The organism is Ktedonosporobacter rubrisoli, from assembly GCF_004208415.1.
GTDB lineage: Bacteria > Chloroflexota > Ktedonobacteria > Ktedonobacterales > Ktedonobacteraceae > Ktedonosporobacter > Ktedonosporobacter rubrisoli.
In genome coordinates this window covers 893,902-912,661 of sequence record NZ_CP035758.1, presented here as the reverse complement: position 1 = coordinate 912,661, position 18,760 = coordinate 893,902, and the positions used below count along the sequence as shown (strand labels likewise).

Here is an 18,760-nt window from a genome sequence, read left to right as displayed (position 1 = left end):
CAAGCGGTTGGGGGCGCTTTGTTTCCTTGTCCTTACTTATTACAGGAGGCTCGCTGCAAGCCCTAGCAACATGCCTCGGTGCGCCTCAAATCTTCTAGTAAATGAGGATCGAGGTATTGTAGCTTGTGCGATCATACAGCCAGGCGGCCTGATCTTCGCGAATATTGACGCAGCCGTGAGTGCCATAGGAGGCACTGGTATTGCCGCTTGAGTCAATATGGTAGAACTGCGTGCCCGGACCATAATCATTGCGCCACCACGAGTCGTGCAGGAAGTAGCCTCCCTCGTGATACATGATGGCATAATTGATCTTAGTTGGCTCATAATAGTAAGGCGAACCTTTGGGATAGGGCGAATGGAACTCTGTGTGCGTCAAACGCCACATTGGACGCCAGAGACCTGGCACGGCTGGTAGCTCGGGGCGGCCAGCCGTAATCAGAAAGCCTTGGACGAGATGGCCATTTTCATAGAGCCGCAAGGATTGCTCTACAGTCGAGACTACAACAACCTGGGCGTTTTGGAGCTTATAGTGGTCGATCAATTGTATGTCGGTCTGATGCACTTGATCGAAAGGCGTGGAATCGTTGAAATCCTGCTCCAACATTTGCAGGTGGAAAAGCTCATTTTGCGTGTCGGCAATCACCTGCTGATAGTCCTCCAAAGATTGCGCGTTATTCAGCTCGCGGTCAAGATCTTCGCCGATGCCCTTCGTCATATAACTGTTATTAAGAGGATAGTCCTCTCCATTATATTTATCATGATACATGTGGGCATTGCCCCAGGCGTTAACTTTCTGGTGAAATTGGCTGACCAGGAAGATCGCGCGGCCCTTAAAGAGATCTGGCTGCAGAGCCTTAATGTCCCCGGCAATTTTTTTGGAGAAGGTACGATAATCTTGTAGCGATTTGACCTGCTGGCCCTGAGTGCGATCCTCACCGAGGGTCTGCTGATATTTGGTCACATCGATGCCGTCCTTCTGCATCTCCTGAACCTGGTCGCTCAGATCGTTAATACGATTCTGCACAAGCTGAGGAATAAGGCCTTGGAAATTTGAGGCGACCTGCTGATTTTGCTGATCGATGGTCTGATCTACCTGCTGCAGTGCATCAGGCGTCACTACTTTGTTTAACGCGCTTTTATCATCGTCGTATTGCTTCTGGAGTGAGTTTACATCCTGGTGGTCATTTTGCATCATTGTGATGATATCTTGCAGCGTTTTGAGCTTATCCATTGTGGCCGGGAGCTGATTCAGCGTCAGCGTGGCATCATGAACCTGCTTGCTAATGGCGATAAACTCGCCTGGTGTGCTCGCCTTTTCGATTTTGGCAGCATTCTTCTGATAGATCTGATTGGCGGCATCTACGGGTGTGCCGCTGGCGCGCTGGAGCGTGAGCGTTCTTTGCAAAGAGAGTAAATCTGTCTGGGCTTTGGCTTTCAGCTGCTCAGTAGATTTTGCCTCTACACCGTGGGTTTGCATGGCCAATAGTTGATAACGCGTGGCCAGGTTATGGTAATAATCGTCAACTGACTGGTCGTTAAACATTGACCAGGGGGCGTTAGTCTGGTTAAGCTGCAGCTCCTGATGGAGAATGCCATTCAGGTCGGTGCTGGGAACGCCCACACTCTTAGCATGTTGAATAGCTTGATTTAGCGTGGCAAGGTTTTGTTTCGCTTGTAGCTGGGCCTGTGGATCGCCTCCGCACGCGCTCAGAGATAGAGATAATAAGCTTATAAGTAGCAAAGCGGGCAGGAGACGCGGCAAATAAGCTGCGCTATCTTTCTTCGGTATTTTTTTAGAATATTGCATATTTCCAGATACCTTTTACTTCCTCCATAGAATAACTGCTTGCACCCCCTGAGACATGCTATGACTGCGTGTGCAGGAAGTAGAAAACACACAATCATAGTTCTTGCCGCCTGCTCTTAAGTTTAGAACTGAAGCACAAGATGTATGTCTTCAAGAATCATACTATCAGCGATATAGATTGTATAGTAGGACTTATTTAATAATACGTATCCAATAAGGATACGTCAACAGTATGGAGTTAATACAGCGCTAAGATTTTGTGAATTTTGTCTCAGCCCTGCTAAAAATGTATTATGTGTGTCTCGCTTTACCTACGTGACTGTCGCGAAAGTGTCGTTAATTCTAGATATTTTAGATATAATATATATTTACTGTGAATGATATTTAAATAATATAGCGATCTGTGGTTGTCTACAATGCAGAGAGCAACATTTACAGGCCAAAGAAAGACTCCCTACCATCTTATGGCAGGGAGTTCTGGAACTAGGGGTTGAGGGCCAGGACTAGGAATCGAAGCCGATTTCTCTTTTGTCCCCTTCCCAGCGGGCCTCGCTATTAGCCAGCATCCCGCCAACTGCGGCGATAATCAAACAGATAATCGTTAAGCCACCAACAATGTACCACCACTGACCATTGCTGATGAGCGGCGTCCAGGAGTAACCAAGCGTTGTCACAATGCCAGCTCCACAGGAAAGCGTCCCCAGCAGGCAGCTTATCCAGAGCAGAGGCATTGGGAAAAGGCGCACTTTCTGAAAGCCTTGTTTATCGCGTATATAGCAGAAAACTACATCGATAAACATAAAGGAGACTGAAATGGCCCAGATCAGCGTAGCGGCAGCAGTTACCACGTTATAGGCCTCAAGGGCAAAATCTGCAGGCCGCGAGATCCTGGTTGCATAGGGCAGGACGATAAAGGCTAGAGCAACGAAAGCCACGGCAAGAATCGTTTGAAAATTGATAGCCCTGGCAGGGACACGATTCTTGTTGAGCTTCCCCAGACCTATGGGCAAGTGCTGATCAACGGCTCCAGCAAATAGTAGGCGCGAGAAGATATAGTTAAATGTTGTTGGAATGATAAAGAAATAGCACATGATAAAGATGGCTTCAATATTCCCAACGAACTTGCCAAAAACTGCCTCTACCGCCGCTACTGGAGTAAACAGACCTAGATTTGCCGAGTTAGGTCCTTCAATGATCAGCATGGCAAATGCCGCAATAAGATAGCTTACAAAAACAACTAGCGTCCCCCAGAATAAGTGAAAGCTGATGACTTTGCGCTCTCTTTTCATCTCGCCACCCAGAATCAAGGGGACCTCAGTGCTTAGATAGGCAAAAGTGGCTGAGCCGAAGAGGACAAAGTTAGCAGGGCTTACGGCCCAATCGGAGAGATTGCCAAAATTTGTAGCCGATGGATGGCCCTTGAGAAACCAGACCACAAGCGAGATACCGATTAAGGGAATAGAGAGCAGATAGATAGCCGTCATGCCATTGACAATATACTGTACCATGCGGAAGCGTTGCCGCGCCAGAAAACTGCCAAATATTAAGAAGGCGATCATGGCTACTCCCTGCTGCCAGGGCTCCGAAAGCCAATGCGGATTCATTGCCTGAATATAGGCAACCATCAGATTTGGGCCTGCGGTGATAATAAGTGCGCCCGAGAGCCAGGCACAAAAGCCAGAAAAGAAGCTCCAATAGCCTCCTAATGCCTTGTGGGTCCAGTTATAGAGCGCGCCTTCGTGAGGGAACATGGCGGCTAGCTGTGTTGTTACTATGGCGCACGGAAAAAAGAAGGCCAGGCCGCCTATGATCAGATAGCTTATTCCCGCCGTCCCTCCCGCGACAATCTGGGCCGCAATAGTGATATTGAAGAGCATAATGATATATGTCGCCGTCATATCATATTTGCCCAGAAACATTGGCAAGGCTTTGGCGGTATAGAGTTCAGAGGGAAGTATTCTCATACCGGGTAGTATCGGCTTACGTGGGCTTGCCGATGATTCCATGGGAGCATCCATGCGCATTCCTCTCTTGCATATGATGTATTGGATCTTCCTTGCAGGGAGCGCTAGCTAGAGAGGTGCCGTTAGTCGTTCTTCCTGCTCCATCTCTATCAAGGCCGCTTGCTTTCGACGAAAAAGTGTCCCTATAAGCTTTATGGGGAAGGCTTGCAGCTCTTTGAGCATTCCAGGCCGTGAAAGCCTCCCCTTGAAAGCTGTAACTTTTCCCGATGAACGCAAGCAGTCAGCCACGGGAAATGGTTTATTTTCTCTCCACTGCCTGAAGCTGCTCTGCACCTGGTAATCCCTGCCAGGAAGGTACTTGATGGATAGTTTATTGTTGCGCGCTACAAGCGTCGATGAGTTCGCAAAGGGCCTTTTGTACCTCCAGAGCTTGCTTCTCAACGTAAGGCAGATGGCCCACGCCGTTTTGGTGGATGTGCTGAGTCTGCCTGGTTCCGACCGCAGCAAGGAAGCCGGAGGTATCTGCTTCGCTGGCGTAGGGATCTTGATCTCCTGTAATGACCAGGACACGTCCGGCAATGCGCTCAGGAGCCCGTGTATGGGGTAGTTTAGCCACTTCTAGATAGGGGCCAACAGGATAGGCATAAGCTGTGCCGAACTGCGCTTGATGCCAGGCTACTACCTCCGGCGACGCGGAGGGAATGAAGACTTCGGGCCATTCTTCCTCCGTGGTGAAGGCATAGCCGCTGGGAGCTTCGCGCAACTCGGCAAGAAAGTCATCGAGGGGAGTAGCCGAGCCCGAATGGATCAGGCCCAACAAGGCTAAACCGGCTATGCGCTCAGGTTTTTGTTCGGCGACGACCGGTGCTACGATCGTCCCGTAGCTCTCTCCGATCAAGACCACCTTTTCTGATCCCGTGACCTCGCGCACAAAATCGAGCACTTCGAGCGTGTCGGCAACCGAGCTTGCTACCGTGACCGAACCGCCATCCTCAGCGCGGCTTGAGCGGCCATGACCACGGAAGTCGAAGACGAAGGTGCGTGAGCCGTTAAGCGCCAACGCATCTACAAGTGAGGTATTGCCGACCGGCACGTCAAAACCTGTGCTATCCATGCCGGCACCATGGAGGAGTACGACCGGCAGCTTGCTTTCTTCGCCTGCGCGCCATTTCTCCCGAATATAGAGATCGACGCGAGGCTCAATACGTAGCAAGGTCTCGCGCACGCTATAGCCAGAGTCCTGGTGAAATTCCGGACCTCTACGCGTTTTCTCAAGTTGCATAAATTCAACCTCTTTTCTCAACACAATTCATGAAATTCCTCGGTATGTATGAGGAGGCCGGCCAGCTTATCCGGCCGTCTCCTCACGATCAAGACGAGAAGCTTGAAAAGAAAGAGTAAGCAGGAAATGCCAGGGAGTATATAGCGGGAAAGTGAAGCGCTACATTTCTCGCTGGCCCTGCGCTATTTATTCTGACTGTGCAGCTTTGTCTTTTGTACCGGCACTATCAGGTTCTTGCGCATCACCTTCCTGATCGGCCTGGGGCGCTTCTGCAACCTTGGCAAGCTCTTGCTCGTCATCTTCCTGATCGGCCTGGGGCGCTTCTGCAACCTGGACAAGCTCTTTAGCCTCAGTGGCTTGCTTGTCGACTTCGGCTGATTCTTCTGGCTGCGTAGCGGCGCTGGCGGCGAGCGAGCTGCCGCTCTCAGATACCTCTTCTTCGTTTGTTACAGAACTTGCCGTGACAGTCGTTTCCACAAACGACTCCTCTGCCAACGCTCCCGGTCCGGTTGCACCAATACGGCTGGGCAATGCTGGATCGGTCTTTACCTTCCACCAGGAATAAAGCAAGGCCAAAATGAGCAGCACCAGGACGATCCAGGGGAACAGATTTACCGGCGCAGGCTGACCCGGCTGAATCAGAGCCCAGAAAGGAATAGCAATACTGATAAGTCCTATAACTGGCAGGACATAGCGGCGCAACGGCGAGAGTCCCAAGGGCTTGTAGAAGATCACCGCGACGTTGATTGCGCCATAAATGATGATCAGCGGAATCGAGCCCAGCGAGGAGACATAGCTATATCCTGTGAGCCATCCGCCGCTGCCGATACCAACGATCAGGGCAATCGCTAAGGCGAGAATGGCGGGTATCGTCAGGGCAACGATGGGCGTCCCGAAGCGTTTTGAGACCTGGGCCAGAGGAGCCGGGAAGAGCCCTTCGCGGGCGGAATTGAAGATGACACGTGAAAGATTGTTTGAGCCAGCCAGCAGCGTGCCTGCGGCACTGGTAAAGCCGGCGAGCGCTGCGAGTACTGCCAGCCCTCCCAGGTACTTCTGCGCCAGGTCCATGAATGGAATGGAACTTTTGGCCAGAGCTGCTGCATTGTTGCCGAAACCCTCTACTGTGCAATAGGCCACTATGAGATAAAGCAGCCCCATCAGGCCAATGCTGGTAAGTACCGCTCGTGGAATGTTGCGTTGAGGCTGCTCGCTTTCTTCGGCAAGCGCCACCGAGTTTTCAAAGCCAATAAAGAGGAAGACTGCTAAGGGAAAGCCTAGACCCAGACCCTCTAAACCATTGCTGATAGATGATGGCAAGAATGGGGCGGCTGAAAGCTGGGCCGGCGGGTTAACGATGACAAAAATAGAGACCAGCAAGAGAATCGCTACTTCGATGATCATCGCCGCCGTGGCCACGCGGGTTGAACGATCAATGCCGCTGATGGTGAGGAACCAGGCGATGACGGTAAAGATAATCGTTAAGGGAATCCAGGAGATCTGAATGTTATAGAAACTCTGCAGCGAATCCGCAACCCAGCCGCCGACAACTAACATAACAGAAGCTAACAGGAGAATATAGGCGGCCGTGAAAAGTACGGCTGTCGCAGTTCCTATAACGCCGCCAAATGAGAGACCTAGAAAGGTGACTAATGAGCCGTTCGATGGGTGCTTCTGGGCGAATGCGGCGACGCTAAAACCTACGATGGTCATGGCGATTGCCGCTACCAGAATGACTAAGGGGGCGCCTATCCCCGCTCCAGCGGCGATTACCGCCATGCCAAAATAAAAGGAAAATGCAGGCGCAATCTGGGCGATGGTCGATCCCGCGATACCAAAAATGGTAAGGGATTTTCCAGGACGTAGTTGTGGTGTTGACAAGAAATACAACCCCTTTCCTCAATAAAGCACATAAATACATGGGATAGATAAAATGCATAAATATCTTTTCCAAAAGCTGAATTTGACAATTATTGATACATGTAAATATACCAATATTAAAATTGTATCAATAAGCATTGCAGAGTATAGTCAAAAAAAACTTTCTGAGATATTGGAGCAAAAAATATGGAGCGCTCAAGAGCGCTCGATGTTCATTATAAATACAGGCCGCTTGCTTATACGCGCAATCTAGCTCCATCCGGAGAACCGGCTACTGCAAAGCAAGCATACCATAAGAGCTTCTTCAGGGTCAAGCAACGCATGAGGTAGATAGCTGTGTTTATTTAAATTGAGAAGAATATTAGCAAAATTTTAATCTAATGTAGCAATAGCCTGCATAGGCTTAGCCAAACATTTCCATACAGCATAGAGAACTATAAATCGTGAATAAATAATGCGAAAATTGGAAAAATTATATTGTAGAGAAAAGAGCGTGCTTTATTAATGATCGGGCAACAATATTACTCCTCAGCTCTGCTGGCAAGAAGGTAATGCTGTTTCCGACCTGCTTGACTGTCGTCTTTCAGACAGTTGTCAGGGCAATCTATTCGTCCCAGCCCTGGGCTGCCCACTTCAGCCCCTCACGATAGGTGGGCAAGGCTGGAGCCCAGGCCAGTTCTTGCTTTGCTTTGGCGTTAGATACTCTCATTGTGGTGCCCCCGAGGAAGATATAGCCATAGGGGGCGGCCAGCCGAAGCAGCCAGCCGGGCAGCGTGCGTGGCTCTGGGGCTGCGAAGATGTGAGCCATGCAAGTAAAGAAATCTAGCAGTCTTACTGGTTCGTCATCCACAATGTTATAGGCCTGGCCCGCTCGGCCGCGTTCAAGTGCGGCGATCATCGCGCTTGCCGCATCTTCGAGCGCGATCCAGGAAAGCACGCTATGGCCTCCATTGGGCAAAAACGGAAGTTTGTGGCGTAACAGGCCCACCATCTGTCCTGCAAGCTCCCTCCCATAGAAGGCTCCATAGCGCAGGGCAATGCCCTCTAGCCATCCGGCCTTCGTGGCGGCAAAAACCTGTTCTTCCAGCGTGCGCAGCCCGGCCACATGCCGTTCTAAAGCTTTTGTGCTTCCGGGGGGTCCGAATGGCTGCTCTTCGCTAAGAATTTGTTCCCCCCAGTCGCCATAGCCATAGCCCAGGATCATAGACTCGGCGAGAAAGCGCCTGGCTTCTACGGACCTGGCGGCGGCGAGAAGATTGCCTGTGCCAAGGTTGCGTATGGTATTGGTGGCGTCCATGTCGCTGTGGCGCATTGGTCCGCCCCTGGGCAGGGCGGTGAGCATATGGATTACCGCATCAAAGTGTCGCCCTTTCACTGCTTGTAGCAACTCCTCGCGCTTAAGCGCGTCTGCCAGCAGGGATTCGGCTCCCAGGTCCGAGAGCAATTGACGTTTTTCCGGGGTTCTGGTGAGCCCGGTTACTGTATAGCCATGGGCAAGTAGTGCGCGTACCAGAGGAACGCCGATGGCTCCGCTGGCTCCTGCGACGAGAATATTCATGTTTTTCTCTCAACCTCTTCTAACAAGCGTTTCTGCTCAGGCTTGTTTTTTGCGGCCGGGAGCAGAGCTGCGCAGCTGGTTTGGCCGGCTAACGATGATTATCCAGAAGCACAAGCCGATGCCAGCTATCTCGGTCAGGAGAACCAGGTAGGCGGAAAGCTGGAAGGGCAGAGCCCACATACCGGTGACTGAGGAAACCAGGTCAGCGCCGGGTAGAAGCAAGTGGTTTAAAAAACCAAAAATGAAGGAGGCAATCAGAATGCATACCAGGATACCGGCGGCCTGACGCAGTGAGCGCGGAAGCCAGATGAGGGCAATGAAGGGGGCCAGCATAATTACCCCAACGGCATAGACTGTTTGAAACAGGGGTATATGCATGACTCCCGCCCCAATATGAGTAACCGTATGCAATACATTGATAGCGAAGTGGAACCAGATGAGATATTGAAGAATACGTTTGCGCGCCAACTGTGTGTTTTCTTGTTGCATAGTTGAATATCCTTTTTAGTGGGAGTTGGGAACGAACGAGGAGGCAAACGTCTTACCCCTAATACATTTGTGTTCTGGAGGAACTTTTGCTTTAAATGAGACTAGCACCCTCCTCGCGCCTGAAATACGTTTTGTCTGCCTGCTCATACGAGCATTCGGCTATGCTCTATGGCCATCATTCTAAGATTAGAATATACATTTCATAATTAAAATATATATTCTAATTTGGTGAATGTCAACCCTGGCAATACTCTTGCTTAGCGAGGAGGGTAAGAGGGTTTTAGTTTGTTCGGGAATATTACGAGAGATGAGAGAGGTTTAGAAAAGCCAGTTTCCTGCCCTTTCTCTTTTTACCAGCGACAATTGTGGGCATGTGATTAATTTGTGGTAAGAAGAGGCGAGACGGAGAAGGGCTTGAGAGCTCAGTTTGACACTCTTTGAATGGATATATTACGATGCATGTTAGTGCCTTTGGAAGGATCGAGATATATGGAGAGAAGGAAAACGGGAGGTCTCTCTGCTTCCGGCAGCGTCACTCCCACTGCAGTTTTTCGTTATAAGCAGCGTCATCCTCTAAATGCCATCTTTGAGCCAACGAGTGTCGCCGTCATAGGGGCAACCGAAAAGCCGGGAAGCGTGGGGCGAACTGTGCTATGGAACCTGATTAGCAACCCCTTTGGGGGAACAGTCTTTCCGGTGAATCCCAAACGCGCCAGCGTTCTGGGCGTAAAGGCATACCCTAAACTTTCGGCTTTGCCCCAGCCGGTCGATCTTGCCATTATTGCCACGCCTGCTGCAACTGTGCCTGCCCTGATTGCCGAATGTGTTGAGGCGGGTGTGGCGGGTGCAGTTATCCTTTCCGCAGGCTTTAAGGAGATCGGTGAGGCCGGAGCCGAAATGGAACGCCAGATTCAAGAGCGGGCACGGCAGGGAAATTTACGCATTATTGGACCCAATTGCCTGGGCGTCATGAATCCCCTGGCTAATCTCAATGCAACCTTTGCCAGTACCATGGCGCGACCCGGCAATGTCGGCTTTATCAGCCAGAGTGGAGCCCTTTGTACGGCTGTGTTGGACTGGAGCCTGGAGGCGCAGGTTGGCTTTAGCGCGTTTGTCTCTATCGGTTCGATGGTAGATGTTGGCTGGGGCGATCTCATTGATTATCTGGGCAGCGATCCGCAAACTACCAGCATTATCATCTATCTAGAGACTATCGGTGATGCGCGGGCGTTTCTTTCGGCAGCTCGCGAAGTTGCTCGCGCCAAGCCGATCATTGTGCTTAAAGCCGGGCGTACGCAAGCCGCTGCGCAGGCAGCAGCCTCACATACGGGAGCATTAACTGGCAGCTATGATGTGTTCGACGCGGCCTGTCGTCGCAGCGGAGTCCTGACTGTCAATCGTATTGCTGACCTGTTCTATATGGCCGAAGTACTTGCCAAGCAGCCCCATCCGCGCGGACCGCGCCTTACAATCGTGACTAATGCTGGCGGTCCCGGAGTGCTGGCAACCGATGCCCTCTTAAGTGCAGGTGGTGAGCTTGCCGAGCTATCGGCGCAAACGCGTAGCGAGCTCGATCAGATTTTGCCAACCCACTGGAGCCACAATAACCCTGTCGATATCCTTGGCGATGCCGATCCCGCGCGGTATGCAAAAACGCTTGAGATTGCCGCGCGCAATCCTGATAGCGATGGCCTGCTTATCGTTCTGACTCCGCAAGCCATGACCGATCCAACGCTGACTGCTGAGCAGATGAGAGGCTACGCTACGAGTACCGGTAAACCAATCCTGGCAAGCTGGATGGGCGGCGCCGAGGTGAGCAACGGCAGACTCTTGCTGAATCGTGCTGGGATACCCACCTTCCCTTATCCAGATACCGCAACCCGGGTCTTCCATTCTATGTGGCGCTACGTCTCTAACCTGCGCAGCATCTACGAAACTCCGCTCCCTTCTCTGGAGGCGGGAAGTGGTGGACCTGATCGGGCCAAGGCCGCGAAGATTATTGAGAGCGCCTACCAGGCGGGCCGCACCTTGCTCACTGAAGTGGAATCCAAACGCTTGCTCGCGGCTTATGGCCTGCCTACTGTTGAGACATGGGTGGCTACTAACGAGGATGAGGCCGTTACGCGGGCGGAAGCTATCGGCTACCCGGTAGTGCTCAAGCTCTATTCCGAAACTATCACGCATAAGACCGATGTCGGCGGCGTGCAGTTGCGCCTCAAGGATGCTGAAGCCGTGCGCACGGCTTATCGGGCTATTGTGGAAGCTGTGCGCGAGAAAGCCGGCAGTGAGCATTTCCAGGGCGTTACAGTTCAGCCTTTGGTTTCTCTTGATGGCTATGAGCTCATTCTGGGTAGCAGCCTTGACCCGCAATTTGGTCCCGTGCTGCTCTTTGGCTCGGGCGGTCAACTCGTGGAGGTGTATCGTGACAGTGCGCTTGGGCTTCCACCGCTTACCACGACGCTGGCTCGCCGTTTAATGGAGCAGACGCGCGTCTTCACAGCCCTGCAAGGAATACGTGGACGGGCCTCTGTCGATCTTGCCGCCCTGGAACGCCTGCTCGTGAACTTCAGCTATCTTGTGGCGGAGCAGCCAAGAATTAAGGAGATCGATGTAAATCCGTTGCTCGCTTCTGCCGAGCGCCTGCTTGCTCTGGATGCCCGCGTGGTCTTACATCCGCCCGAGATCAAGGATGCAGAGATCCCGAAGCCGGCCATTCGCCCTTATCCTCAACGCTATGTGCAGCCCTGGCATTTGCACGATGGAACGCCTGTCATGCTGCGCCCCATTCGTCCCGAGGATGAGCCGCTGATGGTCAAGCTGCACGAAACGCTTTCGGAACGCACTGTGTATTTCCGCTGGCTGCACTTACTTGGCTTGAACCAGCGGATTGCTCATGAGCGCCTGGTTGGGATCTGCTTCATTGACTATGATCGGGAAATGGCTCTTGTGGCCGATTATCAAGATCCGCAGACTGGCGAGCATGCTATTCTCGGCGTGGGCCGCCTGATCAAAGCGCATAGCGGGAATGAGGCTGAATTTGCTGTGCTTGTCGCCGATCCTTTCCAGCGCAAAGGCCTGGGAACCGAGTTGTTGCGCCGCTTGATCCAGATTGGCCGCGATGAACATCTTGAGCGACTGCGCGGAGATATTCTTGCGGAAAATCTAGGCATGCAAGAGGTATGCAGGAAGCTTGGTTTTCGCCTGCAATATTCGGTTGAGGATCAGGTGATGCAGGCCGAATTAGCGCTATGATGCGCTCTTTTCGGCGCGTGATTGGGCTGCCAGCCATTCTGGCAGCCTCATACCTATCATTGGCTACGCATTGTTGCGCCAGAAAGCCTATCCATCTATAAAAAAAGCTTGCAGATAGGAAAAGCTGCAAGTAACTTAGCGAGGGCAGCCAGGATGCTCACATAAGCTATCTTCTTCGGCCGTAATCAGCTTAAGGGGCTGGCTAAGATCAGCAAGGGAAGCGCGGCGCCAGATGTGGCAGTTTTTTGCTGCTCCCTGTCAATTCTGCCACTGGTTTTAGCATGCAGTTCGTGTTAGAATGAGGCATGAAGAGTGTTTCTGGGAGGCAAGGCGTTATTTTTGTCGCCGGCCAGATTTCTGCACTTCAGCACTATTTAGCTCGAATCACCGATTCCCACGCTCTTTGAGATCATTGATCAGGCCAAAGGAGGTTCTGTTGAATACCTTGTTAGAGCATGTCCAGGCTGTTCTCTCTACCACTCCAGAACGTTGGCAACGCCTGGTTGCTACCCTTCCTGCTGATTTGCTGACACGCCAGCCGGTTGCTGGAGAGTGGTCAGCGCTCAATTGTTTGCAGCATCTATTGGACGCGGAGTACAAGAATTTTCCTGTCCGTTTGCGGGCTTTTCTGGCCGGAGAAGATTTTAGCCCCTTCGATCCAAGCCTGGTGCATTCGGGACTTGATGGTCTGAGCCCGCAGGAGCTTGTAGCTACATTTGCGCGCACACGCCAGGAAAGCCTTGTTGCGCTACAGAGCTTGCAAGACGACGACCTGACACGAACCGTCCAGCACCCGCAGTTCGGCACTGTAACGCTGGCCCAGATGCTTCACACGTGGGCAGCTCACGATTTGATGCACACAGTCCAGGGCGAGAGAGCGCTCATGCAGCCCTTTATGCTCGGCTGCGGTCCCTGGCGCGTTTTCTTTCGCGATCACGAGATCAGTACTGCAAAAGAATAGTTGTTGTGAGCGTTGGCCATATCTGACTGCCATTACTTTAAGATGCTGTCACAAACTGTATAACCCAGATTATCTAGAGGTAGAATTTGTATCGGAAAATTCATTTGAAACCTTCGCGGAGATATGCGCTGCTTCTATTGATGAGTGCACTCCTCATGCTTATTTTGCTTCCTGGCTGTAGTTTTCCAGGAGAATCGACAGCTGCATCGGGCACTGTATCGGTGCACAAAGACCAGTCAACCAGTATTTCCTCAGCACCTCCAAGACTGCCAGGCTCTGGAGCACAATTAAACGGCATATACATGGCAACTTCGCAAGTGGGTTGGTCCGATCAAAATCTATTTTCTGCTCCTAATACTCCATTTTTTCGTACGACCGATGGTGGCAAGGACTGGAAGCAAGTCGTGCTCCCACAAGAACTTGTGGGAAAAGATTTCTGGGTTTTTGTGTTTGATGCTGATATGGCCTTCCTTCAGCCAATCCAGCCTGCTGGAGCTGGTACCGCTCTCCTGTACTTCTACCGCACAGTTGATGGAGGAGCGACCTGGCAGCGTTGCAATTGGCCTACAACGCCGGTAACCGCTAAAAACGGGATGGGAACTTCTAGCTGGACATTTCTTGATCACATGCATGGCTGGGTAATGACACCGCTGCCTGACCCATCGATGATAAAAGGGGGTAACGATAGAACGCCATTCCCAGCAAACGATGAGACGCTTTTCCGTACTGATAACGGAGGCCAGACCTGGCAGTTAGTCGCTCACCTGCCTTTGAAATATGCTGGTAGCCTACTCACCTTTACTGATGCTCACACTGGATGGTTAGTTACTTCCATCGATGGGCCCGGGCATATTGCCCCCAGCGATCCTCGTGCTTTTCCAGAGGTTCTCTATGTAACTCATGATGGTGGGTCTACCTGGAAACAGTCGCCGGCCCTTCCTTTTCCCTCACAAGAAACTCTACAGCCCTATAGGCTGCTCAACCTCTCATTTTTCAACCAGCGTGAAGGCTATTTCGTTGCCGCTTTTACTGCGGATACGACAGATACATACTATATATATATGACGCAGGACGGCGGAAACACCTGGCAGGTAAGGGGTAATCGTCTTCCAACAGCTACTCAGGAAGTGGAGATGGTCGACGCCACGCATTTTGAAGATAGGGCTTTCTTGTACACGCTAACCAATGGACAATGGATGAAATCGTCGAACCCGGTTCCAGGAGGGAGTGCATTCAATCTCAAAGTTAAGTTTGTCTCTTCTCAGATCGGGCTGGCGTTGCTGGCAAGTGATAGTAACAAGGCTGATATATACAGGACTGATGACGGGGGAAAGCACTGGGAAAAATTGGGGGCGTTGCAATGAAAGCTTCTGTGGGGAATCTTCTTTACCGGGAGGCTCTTTGCGTTTTTTTACCTCCATGCACCCGGCAGTAATGCAAAAGTTGAGAATGCTGAGCCAGCGAGTAAATGTCTGCTGCGCGCAGGCGCCAGGAAAGCCTTATGGCGCTACAGAACTTGCAGGATGGCGACCTGGCACGAACCGTTCAGCACCCGCAGTTCGGCACTGTAACGCTGGCCCGGATGCTTCACACGTGGGCAGCTCACGATTTGATGCACACAGTCCAGGGCGAGAGAGTGCTTATGCAGCCTTTTATGCTCGGTTGTGGTCCCTGGCGCGTTTTCTTTCGCGATTACGAAATGAGTGTAGCAAAGAACATATTCTGGCTGCTGCGCTCTAAGCCTTAGCGCAGGCGGGACGGCTAACTTGGCAGCGACATGCTATCCTCTCCCTGATACTAAGCGGTCTTAAAAAACCGAACGGCTTGTGCCACCGTCAACGCGAATGGTGGCACCGCTCACGTAATCAGCAACTGGGCTGGCCAGGTACGCGACAGCTGCGGCGATCTCCTCTGGCCGCGCGAAACGGCCCACGTCATTTGGAACTATGGCCCGTGTAGCGTTGGGCTCGATTTCCTCCCACGCCTCGCCCCAGCCACTTTCCGGCGCCAGACTGGTCAAAGTGGCCCTGACTTCCTCTACCAGGACCACACCAGGTGCTACGATGTTGGAGGTCACACCGGTGTCCTTCAGTTCACGTGCCAGGGACACTGCAAGATTGTGGCGAGCTGCCAGTGTCGCGTTGTAGTCAGGTTGGAGCGCATGAGGCTGCTGCGCTGAGGCGCCGCCAATCTGGATCACCCGACCCCAGTGCCGCTCACGCATCTGTGGTACCAGGCGCTGGATCATCCGCACGCCAGCAATTACGTTGATGTTATATTTCTGCGCCCAGTCCGCGGCCGTTGCCTCCGTCCATGAGAGGTAGCCGTAGACTCCGGCATTGTTGACGAGAATATCAATAGGTCCGCCCTCTTGCGCCGCTGTGGCAACCGCATCGGCCCCCGTGTCAGTGGTGAGGTCACCAGGAGCGACCTCGGCTTTCCCTCCTTTGGCGCGGATCGCCTCGGCGACAGCGCGGGCTCGGCTTTCGTTGCGACCATGTACCACGACAGCAACGCCTTCTGCAGCTAGCAGCCTCGCAATAGCCTCGCCTATCCCGGAACTTGATCCGGTTACTAACGCCCTCTTCCCTCTAAGCCTTAAATTCATGTTGTCATACCTCGCCTTTCACTTAACTTTTGCAGGTGCTTCACCCGCGTACCTATGGTATACTGAAGGAGATCCTAGAATAAGATGAGCAATAATCATAGGAATCGCGCTTCTCTGTTTCAAGAGTTGCTCTTTCCAGATACCGGGATGAAGGAGGTCGGAATGGTAAGTCAGCGGCAGCAAGAATATCGTTTGCGCGAGCTAGGAGATTTTCTGCGAACGCGCAGGGCAAGGCTTACTCCTGAAGAGGTTGGTTTGTTGCGCGGGAGCAGGCGCAAAACACCTGGGCTCAGGCGGGCTGAAGTGGCACAACTTGTTGGTGTCAGCGTGGATTGGTATACCTGGTTAGAGCAGGGGCGCTCCATTACTCCTTCAACGCAAGTCTTAGAACGCTTGAACACCTGCGCCGTTTTGCACGACCATGCTCTCCCTCATTTTCTCCTGCGAAACAAACATAGGTGAGTAAGTAACCTCGATTCTGCCCTGAATCTCCTCCAAAGTCGGTCTTGGGCGAACCGGGGATTCCCTCAAGAAACGGTTCAGTTCATCCCGGTGAATGCAGGTATGCATAACCTCCCTTTCACCTGCCTGAAGTGTACCACGATCCAGCGCACGGTGTATAGTGTGCCAGTTTGTAATATTGCGCACAGTCAACTGGTTAACGGTCATCCATTCATCGTCATACCCTTTCAAATCCCGCTCCCAGCCCATTGAAGAAAAAAATCGCTTCAGCTCGTCACGATGAATCGCTAGCTGAGGTATGTTTCTTCTCTCAGATCGAATATTTCCACTCTCCACATGACGGCGCAGGGTTCCCCGCTTTATTCCCGCCAGTCTTGCCGCCTCTCGCACCGTCAGCCATTCCACATCCGTTTCTACAGGAGCTATAACCGGCTCTTTATCAGGACAAATGAACACCTGCACGCCCAGGACATCTAATGCGTGGCGTTTCTCGCTAAAACTTGCCTCATGATACCGGCCACGCATGGTACTCAGGAAAGATAAGAAGCCCAGAATGCTTTCCCGGTAGGTGGCAGATAATTTCAGTACATCGCGGGATGCGGCATATTCTTTCTGGTGCCTCGCAAGCTGTTCCTGTTTATGCATGACATCCTGATCAATAAGAGTATAGTAATAACTATTTCTGGGATGCTTATCGCGCTCGGTAAGAGCATAGGAAATATCGTCTTCCAACTCTTTCATGAGCGAGCGGCCTTTGGTATCTTCAAGCAAGGCTTGCACCGATGCGTCAATATTCTGTTCAATAACCTCCCGAATCAATTCAAGCCGCTCAAAGACACGGCAACAGTCTTCCCATACTAGCTGGTTTACCTTGTCCGTTCTTATCTCCGGCATATCAGGACAAGCATCGTATTTGTTGCTTATTTTGTGACAGAGATAAAAAGGATAGGAAGTGTTCTGGCTTTTACAATTTTTACCGACCATGCTGTAATTACAGGTCTTACAGAAGATATGGCCTTTGAGCAGAAAATCTTCCTCATTCTTATGGAGATGGCTTTTAGTCGCCTGGTTGGTTGCCAGCTTCGCAAGTATCAGTTCATACCTTTCCACGGTCATAATTGCCGGAATGCCGCCAGGAACTACCTTCGCGTTCTCATTCGCAATCCTCTTTGAACGGCCATCGGGGCCTGTCACGGTCACGGATCGGGCAATAGTAATCACTCCGATGTTAACCGGATCAGCGAGAAACATGTAAACGGTGGAAGCTCGCCAAAAACTCTCTTTCTTATTGACTCCCCGTAATTTCGTGGGAGTAGTTATACCTGCCTCTGTAAGATGGTGGGCAATGGCCCGCAGGCTCATGTCTTCTTCAAGAAACATTTCCGCAATGGAAAGCCGTACCCCGGTCTCCTCTTTATTGATAATATAGGCAGTCTTATCCTCGTCTTTCCAATCCCACCCATAAGGGGCGCGGCCCGTTCCGATAGGGAGTCCCTGCTCGAACCTGCCCTTCCAGTGACGGTTGGCATATTCAACAATTTTTTCACGCTCGGATTCGGCACTCCATGCCAGAATGGAGCGTATCAACCTGCCTGTGAGGCTATTGTCGATATTCTCAGATACGCTGACAATCTCGCCGCCGTGGCTCTCGATTTCCTCAAAAATCATCGCGGAGTGTACGAAGTTACGCGAGAAGCGGCGTAAATCCCAGACGATAATCATATCTGCCAGACCGTCACGGAGCATCTGCCGGGCAACCGTCAGCTTCTCCCGCAGCGAATAGTGGATGTAGCCGCTCTTGGTTTCTTTCAGGACTAGAATGACTTCAATGCCGTGTAGCGCGGCATATTGGAGGCATTTCTCTTCCTGGTATTCCAGGCTTTCGCCGTCCTGTTCCTGCTTATCGGTGCTGACGCGGCAGTAAATGACCGCACGCAGCACCCGTTTCGTCATTTCCTGTACTTGCTTTTTCTGGTAGGCGGACAATTCCTTCACCTGTACTTTCTGTGCTGGAGGAACCGAAGACGGGCGGCGTCCGGTTCCGGCGTTTTCTTAGCGGCTGTAGCGCTCGAAAAGTGAGCGCACGATTTCCGCTTCCGGCATATACACGGCCAGTTTGGAAGCATCCCTGTGACCGCCACTCGCGCAGAAGAGGGTAATGCCATGTTCCGCCATCTCCTGCACCAGGATAAAGAGCTGTTTGGTGTTGCGGCTGATGCGGCTGGGGTCGATGACAACCACGTCATCTGCTTCCCCTTCCAGATATTGTTTCCGCATACGGGTAAATTCCGGCATGTCCTGCCAGCGCAGGCCGCCGCAACTATCCCGAAACACGCCCGCGACGGTCAGGCCGTGTTGTGTGGAGTATGCCCGGCAGGCGGCTTCCTGCCGATCCAGGATGGCATTGCTTGTCGCGTCGTTCACAGCAACGCGGCAGTAGAGAAACACCCGTTTCCCTGAAGTTTCCGAGGTGCGTACTTGAGAGGTTGCGTGCTGCAT

Annotated in this window: 14 protein-coding genes; 5 read left to right on the top strand and 9 right to left on the bottom strand. The window is 52.0% G+C overall.

Annotated features, from left to right (window positions below; all coding sequences use genetic code 11):
- Nucleotides 1-94: 94 nt before the first annotated feature.
- The 6 genes from EPA93_RS04100 to EPA93_RS04075 all read right to left on the bottom strand — a co-directional run bounded on the left by EPA93_RS04100 (nucleotide 95) and on the right by EPA93_RS04075 (nucleotide 8,978).
- Nucleotides 95-1,807, bottom strand: a complete 1,713-nt coding sequence (locus EPA93_RS04100; protein WP_129885818.1) for a L,D-transpeptidase — start codon at nucleotides 1,805-1,807, stop codon at nucleotides 95-97.
- A 503-nt stretch (nucleotides 1,808-2,310) separates the two neighbouring features.
- Nucleotides 2,311-3,813: an APC family permease gene (locus tag EPA93_RS04095; RefSeq protein ID WP_165422862.1), complete on the bottom strand. Its 1,503-nt coding sequence runs from the start codon at nucleotides 3,811-3,813 to the stop codon at nucleotides 2,311-2,313.
- Between the two features lie 328 nt (nucleotides 3,814-4,141).
- Complete coding sequence (locus EPA93_RS04090; protein WP_129885816.1) at nucleotides 4,142-5,053, bottom strand: alpha/beta hydrolase; 912 nt, start codon at nucleotides 5,051-5,053, stop codon at nucleotides 4,142-4,144.
- 186 nt (nucleotides 5,054-5,239) lie between these two features.
- The gene (locus EPA93_RS04085; RefSeq protein ID WP_165422861.1) at nucleotides 5,240-6,931 is read right to left on the bottom strand and encodes an amino acid permease; all 1,692 of its coding nucleotides are present in this window, start codon (nucleotides 6,929-6,931) and stop codon (nucleotides 5,240-5,242) included.
- A 604-nt stretch (nucleotides 6,932-7,535) separates the two neighbouring features.
- Nucleotides 7,536-8,489, bottom strand: coding sequence for an NAD-dependent epimerase/dehydratase family protein (locus tag EPA93_RS04080; protein ID WP_129885814.1), 954 nt, complete (start codon nucleotides 8,487-8,489; stop codon nucleotides 7,536-7,538).
- Between the two features lie 36 nt (nucleotides 8,490-8,525).
- Nucleotides 8,526-8,978: a hypothetical protein gene (locus EPA93_RS04075; RefSeq protein ID WP_129885813.1), complete on the bottom strand. Its 453-nt coding sequence runs from the start codon at nucleotides 8,976-8,978 to the stop codon at nucleotides 8,526-8,528.
- A gap of 489 nt (nucleotides 8,979-9,467) precedes the next feature.
- Here EPA93_RS04075 and EPA93_RS04070 point away from each other — a divergent pair, with 489 nt between their 5' ends.
- From EPA93_RS04070 to EPA93_RS04055, 4 genes are all read left to right on the top strand, one after another.
- Nucleotides 9,468-12,230, top strand: a complete 2,763-nt coding sequence (locus tag EPA93_RS04070; RefSeq protein WP_129885812.1) for a bifunctional acetate--CoA ligase family protein/GNAT family N-acetyltransferase — start codon at nucleotides 9,468-9,470, stop codon at nucleotides 12,228-12,230.
- 436 nt (nucleotides 12,231-12,666) lie between these two features.
- The gene (locus EPA93_RS04065) at nucleotides 12,667-13,191 is read left to right on the top strand and encodes a DinB family protein (protein ID WP_165422860.1); all 525 of its coding nucleotides are present in this window, start codon (nucleotides 12,667-12,669) and stop codon (nucleotides 13,189-13,191) included.
- Between the two features lie 302 nt (nucleotides 13,192-13,493).
- A complete protein-coding gene (locus EPA93_RS04060; RefSeq protein ID WP_129885810.1) occupies nucleotides 13,494-14,555 on the top strand; it encodes a WD40/YVTN/BNR-like repeat-containing protein in 1,062 nt (353 codons plus the stop codon).
- 104 nt (nucleotides 14,556-14,659) lie between these two features.
- Nucleotides 14,660-14,938: a DinB family protein gene (locus EPA93_RS04055; protein ID WP_340689231.1), complete on the top strand. Its 279-nt coding sequence runs from the start codon at nucleotides 14,660-14,662 to the stop codon at nucleotides 14,936-14,938.
- Nucleotides 14,939-14,998: 60 nt separating this feature from the next.
- Here the strand turns inward: EPA93_RS04055 and EPA93_RS04050 are convergent, their stop codons facing one another.
- A complete protein-coding gene (locus EPA93_RS04050) occupies nucleotides 14,999-15,799 on the bottom strand; it encodes an SDR family NAD(P)-dependent oxidoreductase (RefSeq protein ID WP_129885808.1) in 801 nt (266 codons plus the stop codon).
- 84 nt (nucleotides 15,800-15,883) lie between these two features.
- Here EPA93_RS04050 and EPA93_RS04045 point away from each other — a divergent pair, with 84 nt between their 5' ends.
- The gene (locus EPA93_RS04045; RefSeq protein ID WP_422877875.1) at nucleotides 15,884-16,261 is read left to right on the top strand and encodes a helix-turn-helix domain-containing protein; all 378 of its coding nucleotides are present in this window, start codon (nucleotides 15,884-15,886) and stop codon (nucleotides 16,259-16,261) included.
- On the opposite strand, the gene EPA93_RS04040 is transcribed toward EPA93_RS04045, so the two are convergent.
- Nucleotides 16,184-18,256 carry a recombinase family protein gene (locus EPA93_RS04040; protein WP_129885807.1) on the bottom strand — a complete coding sequence of 691 codons (2,073 nt, stop codon included), beginning with the start codon at nucleotides 18,254-18,256 and terminating at the stop codon, nucleotides 16,184-16,186. The genes EPA93_RS04045 and EPA93_RS04040 overlap by 78 nt on opposite strands.
- A gap of 57 nt (nucleotides 18,257-18,313) precedes the next feature.
- Complete coding sequence (locus EPA93_RS04035; RefSeq protein WP_129885806.1) at nucleotides 18,314-18,760, bottom strand: recombinase family protein; 447 nt, start codon at nucleotides 18,758-18,760, stop codon at nucleotides 18,314-18,316.

Excerpts from the sequence above, each read along its gene's own strand:
- EPA93_RS04100 (WP_129885818.1), bottom strand. The coding sequence starts at position 1,807 with ATGCAATATTCTAAAAAAATACCGAAGAAAGATAGCGCAGCTTATTTG.
- EPA93_RS04095 (WP_165422862.1), bottom strand. The coding sequence starts at position 3,813 with ATGGAATCATCGGCAAGCCCACGTAAGCCGATACTACCCGGTATGAGA.
- EPA93_RS04090 (WP_129885816.1), bottom strand. The coding sequence starts at position 5,053 with ATGCAACTTGAGAAAACGCGTAGAGGTCCGGAATTTCACCAGGACTCT.
- EPA93_RS04080 (WP_129885814.1), bottom strand. The coding sequence starts at position 8,489 with ATGAATATTCTCGTCGCAGGAGCCAGCGGAGCCATCGGCGTTCCTCTG.
- EPA93_RS04075 (WP_129885813.1), bottom strand. The coding sequence starts at position 8,978 with ATGCAACAAGAAAACACACAGTTGGCGCGCAAACGTATTCTTCAATAT.
- EPA93_RS04070 (WP_129885812.1), top strand. The coding sequence starts at position 9,468 with ATGGAGAGAAGGAAAACGGGAGGTCTCTCTGCTTCCGGCAGCGTCACT.
- EPA93_RS04060 (WP_129885810.1), top strand. The coding sequence starts at position 13,494 with ATGGCAACTTCGCAAGTGGGTTGGTCCGATCAAAATCTATTTTCTGCT.
- EPA93_RS04055 (WP_340689231.1), top strand. The coding sequence starts at position 14,660 with ATGTCTGCTGCGCGCAGGCGCCAGGAAAGCCTTATGGCGCTACAGAAC.
- EPA93_RS04050 (WP_129885808.1), bottom strand. The coding sequence starts at position 15,799 with ATGAATTTAAGGCTTAGAGGGAAGAGGGCGTTAGTAACCGGATCAAGT.
- EPA93_RS04045 (WP_422877875.1), top strand. The coding sequence starts at position 15,884 with ATGAGCAATAATCATAGGAATCGCGCTTCTCTGTTTCAAGAGTTGCTC.
- EPA93_RS04035 (WP_129885806.1), bottom strand. The coding sequence starts at position 18,760 with ATGCAGCACGCAACCTCTCAAGTACGCACCTCGGAAACTTCAGGGAAA.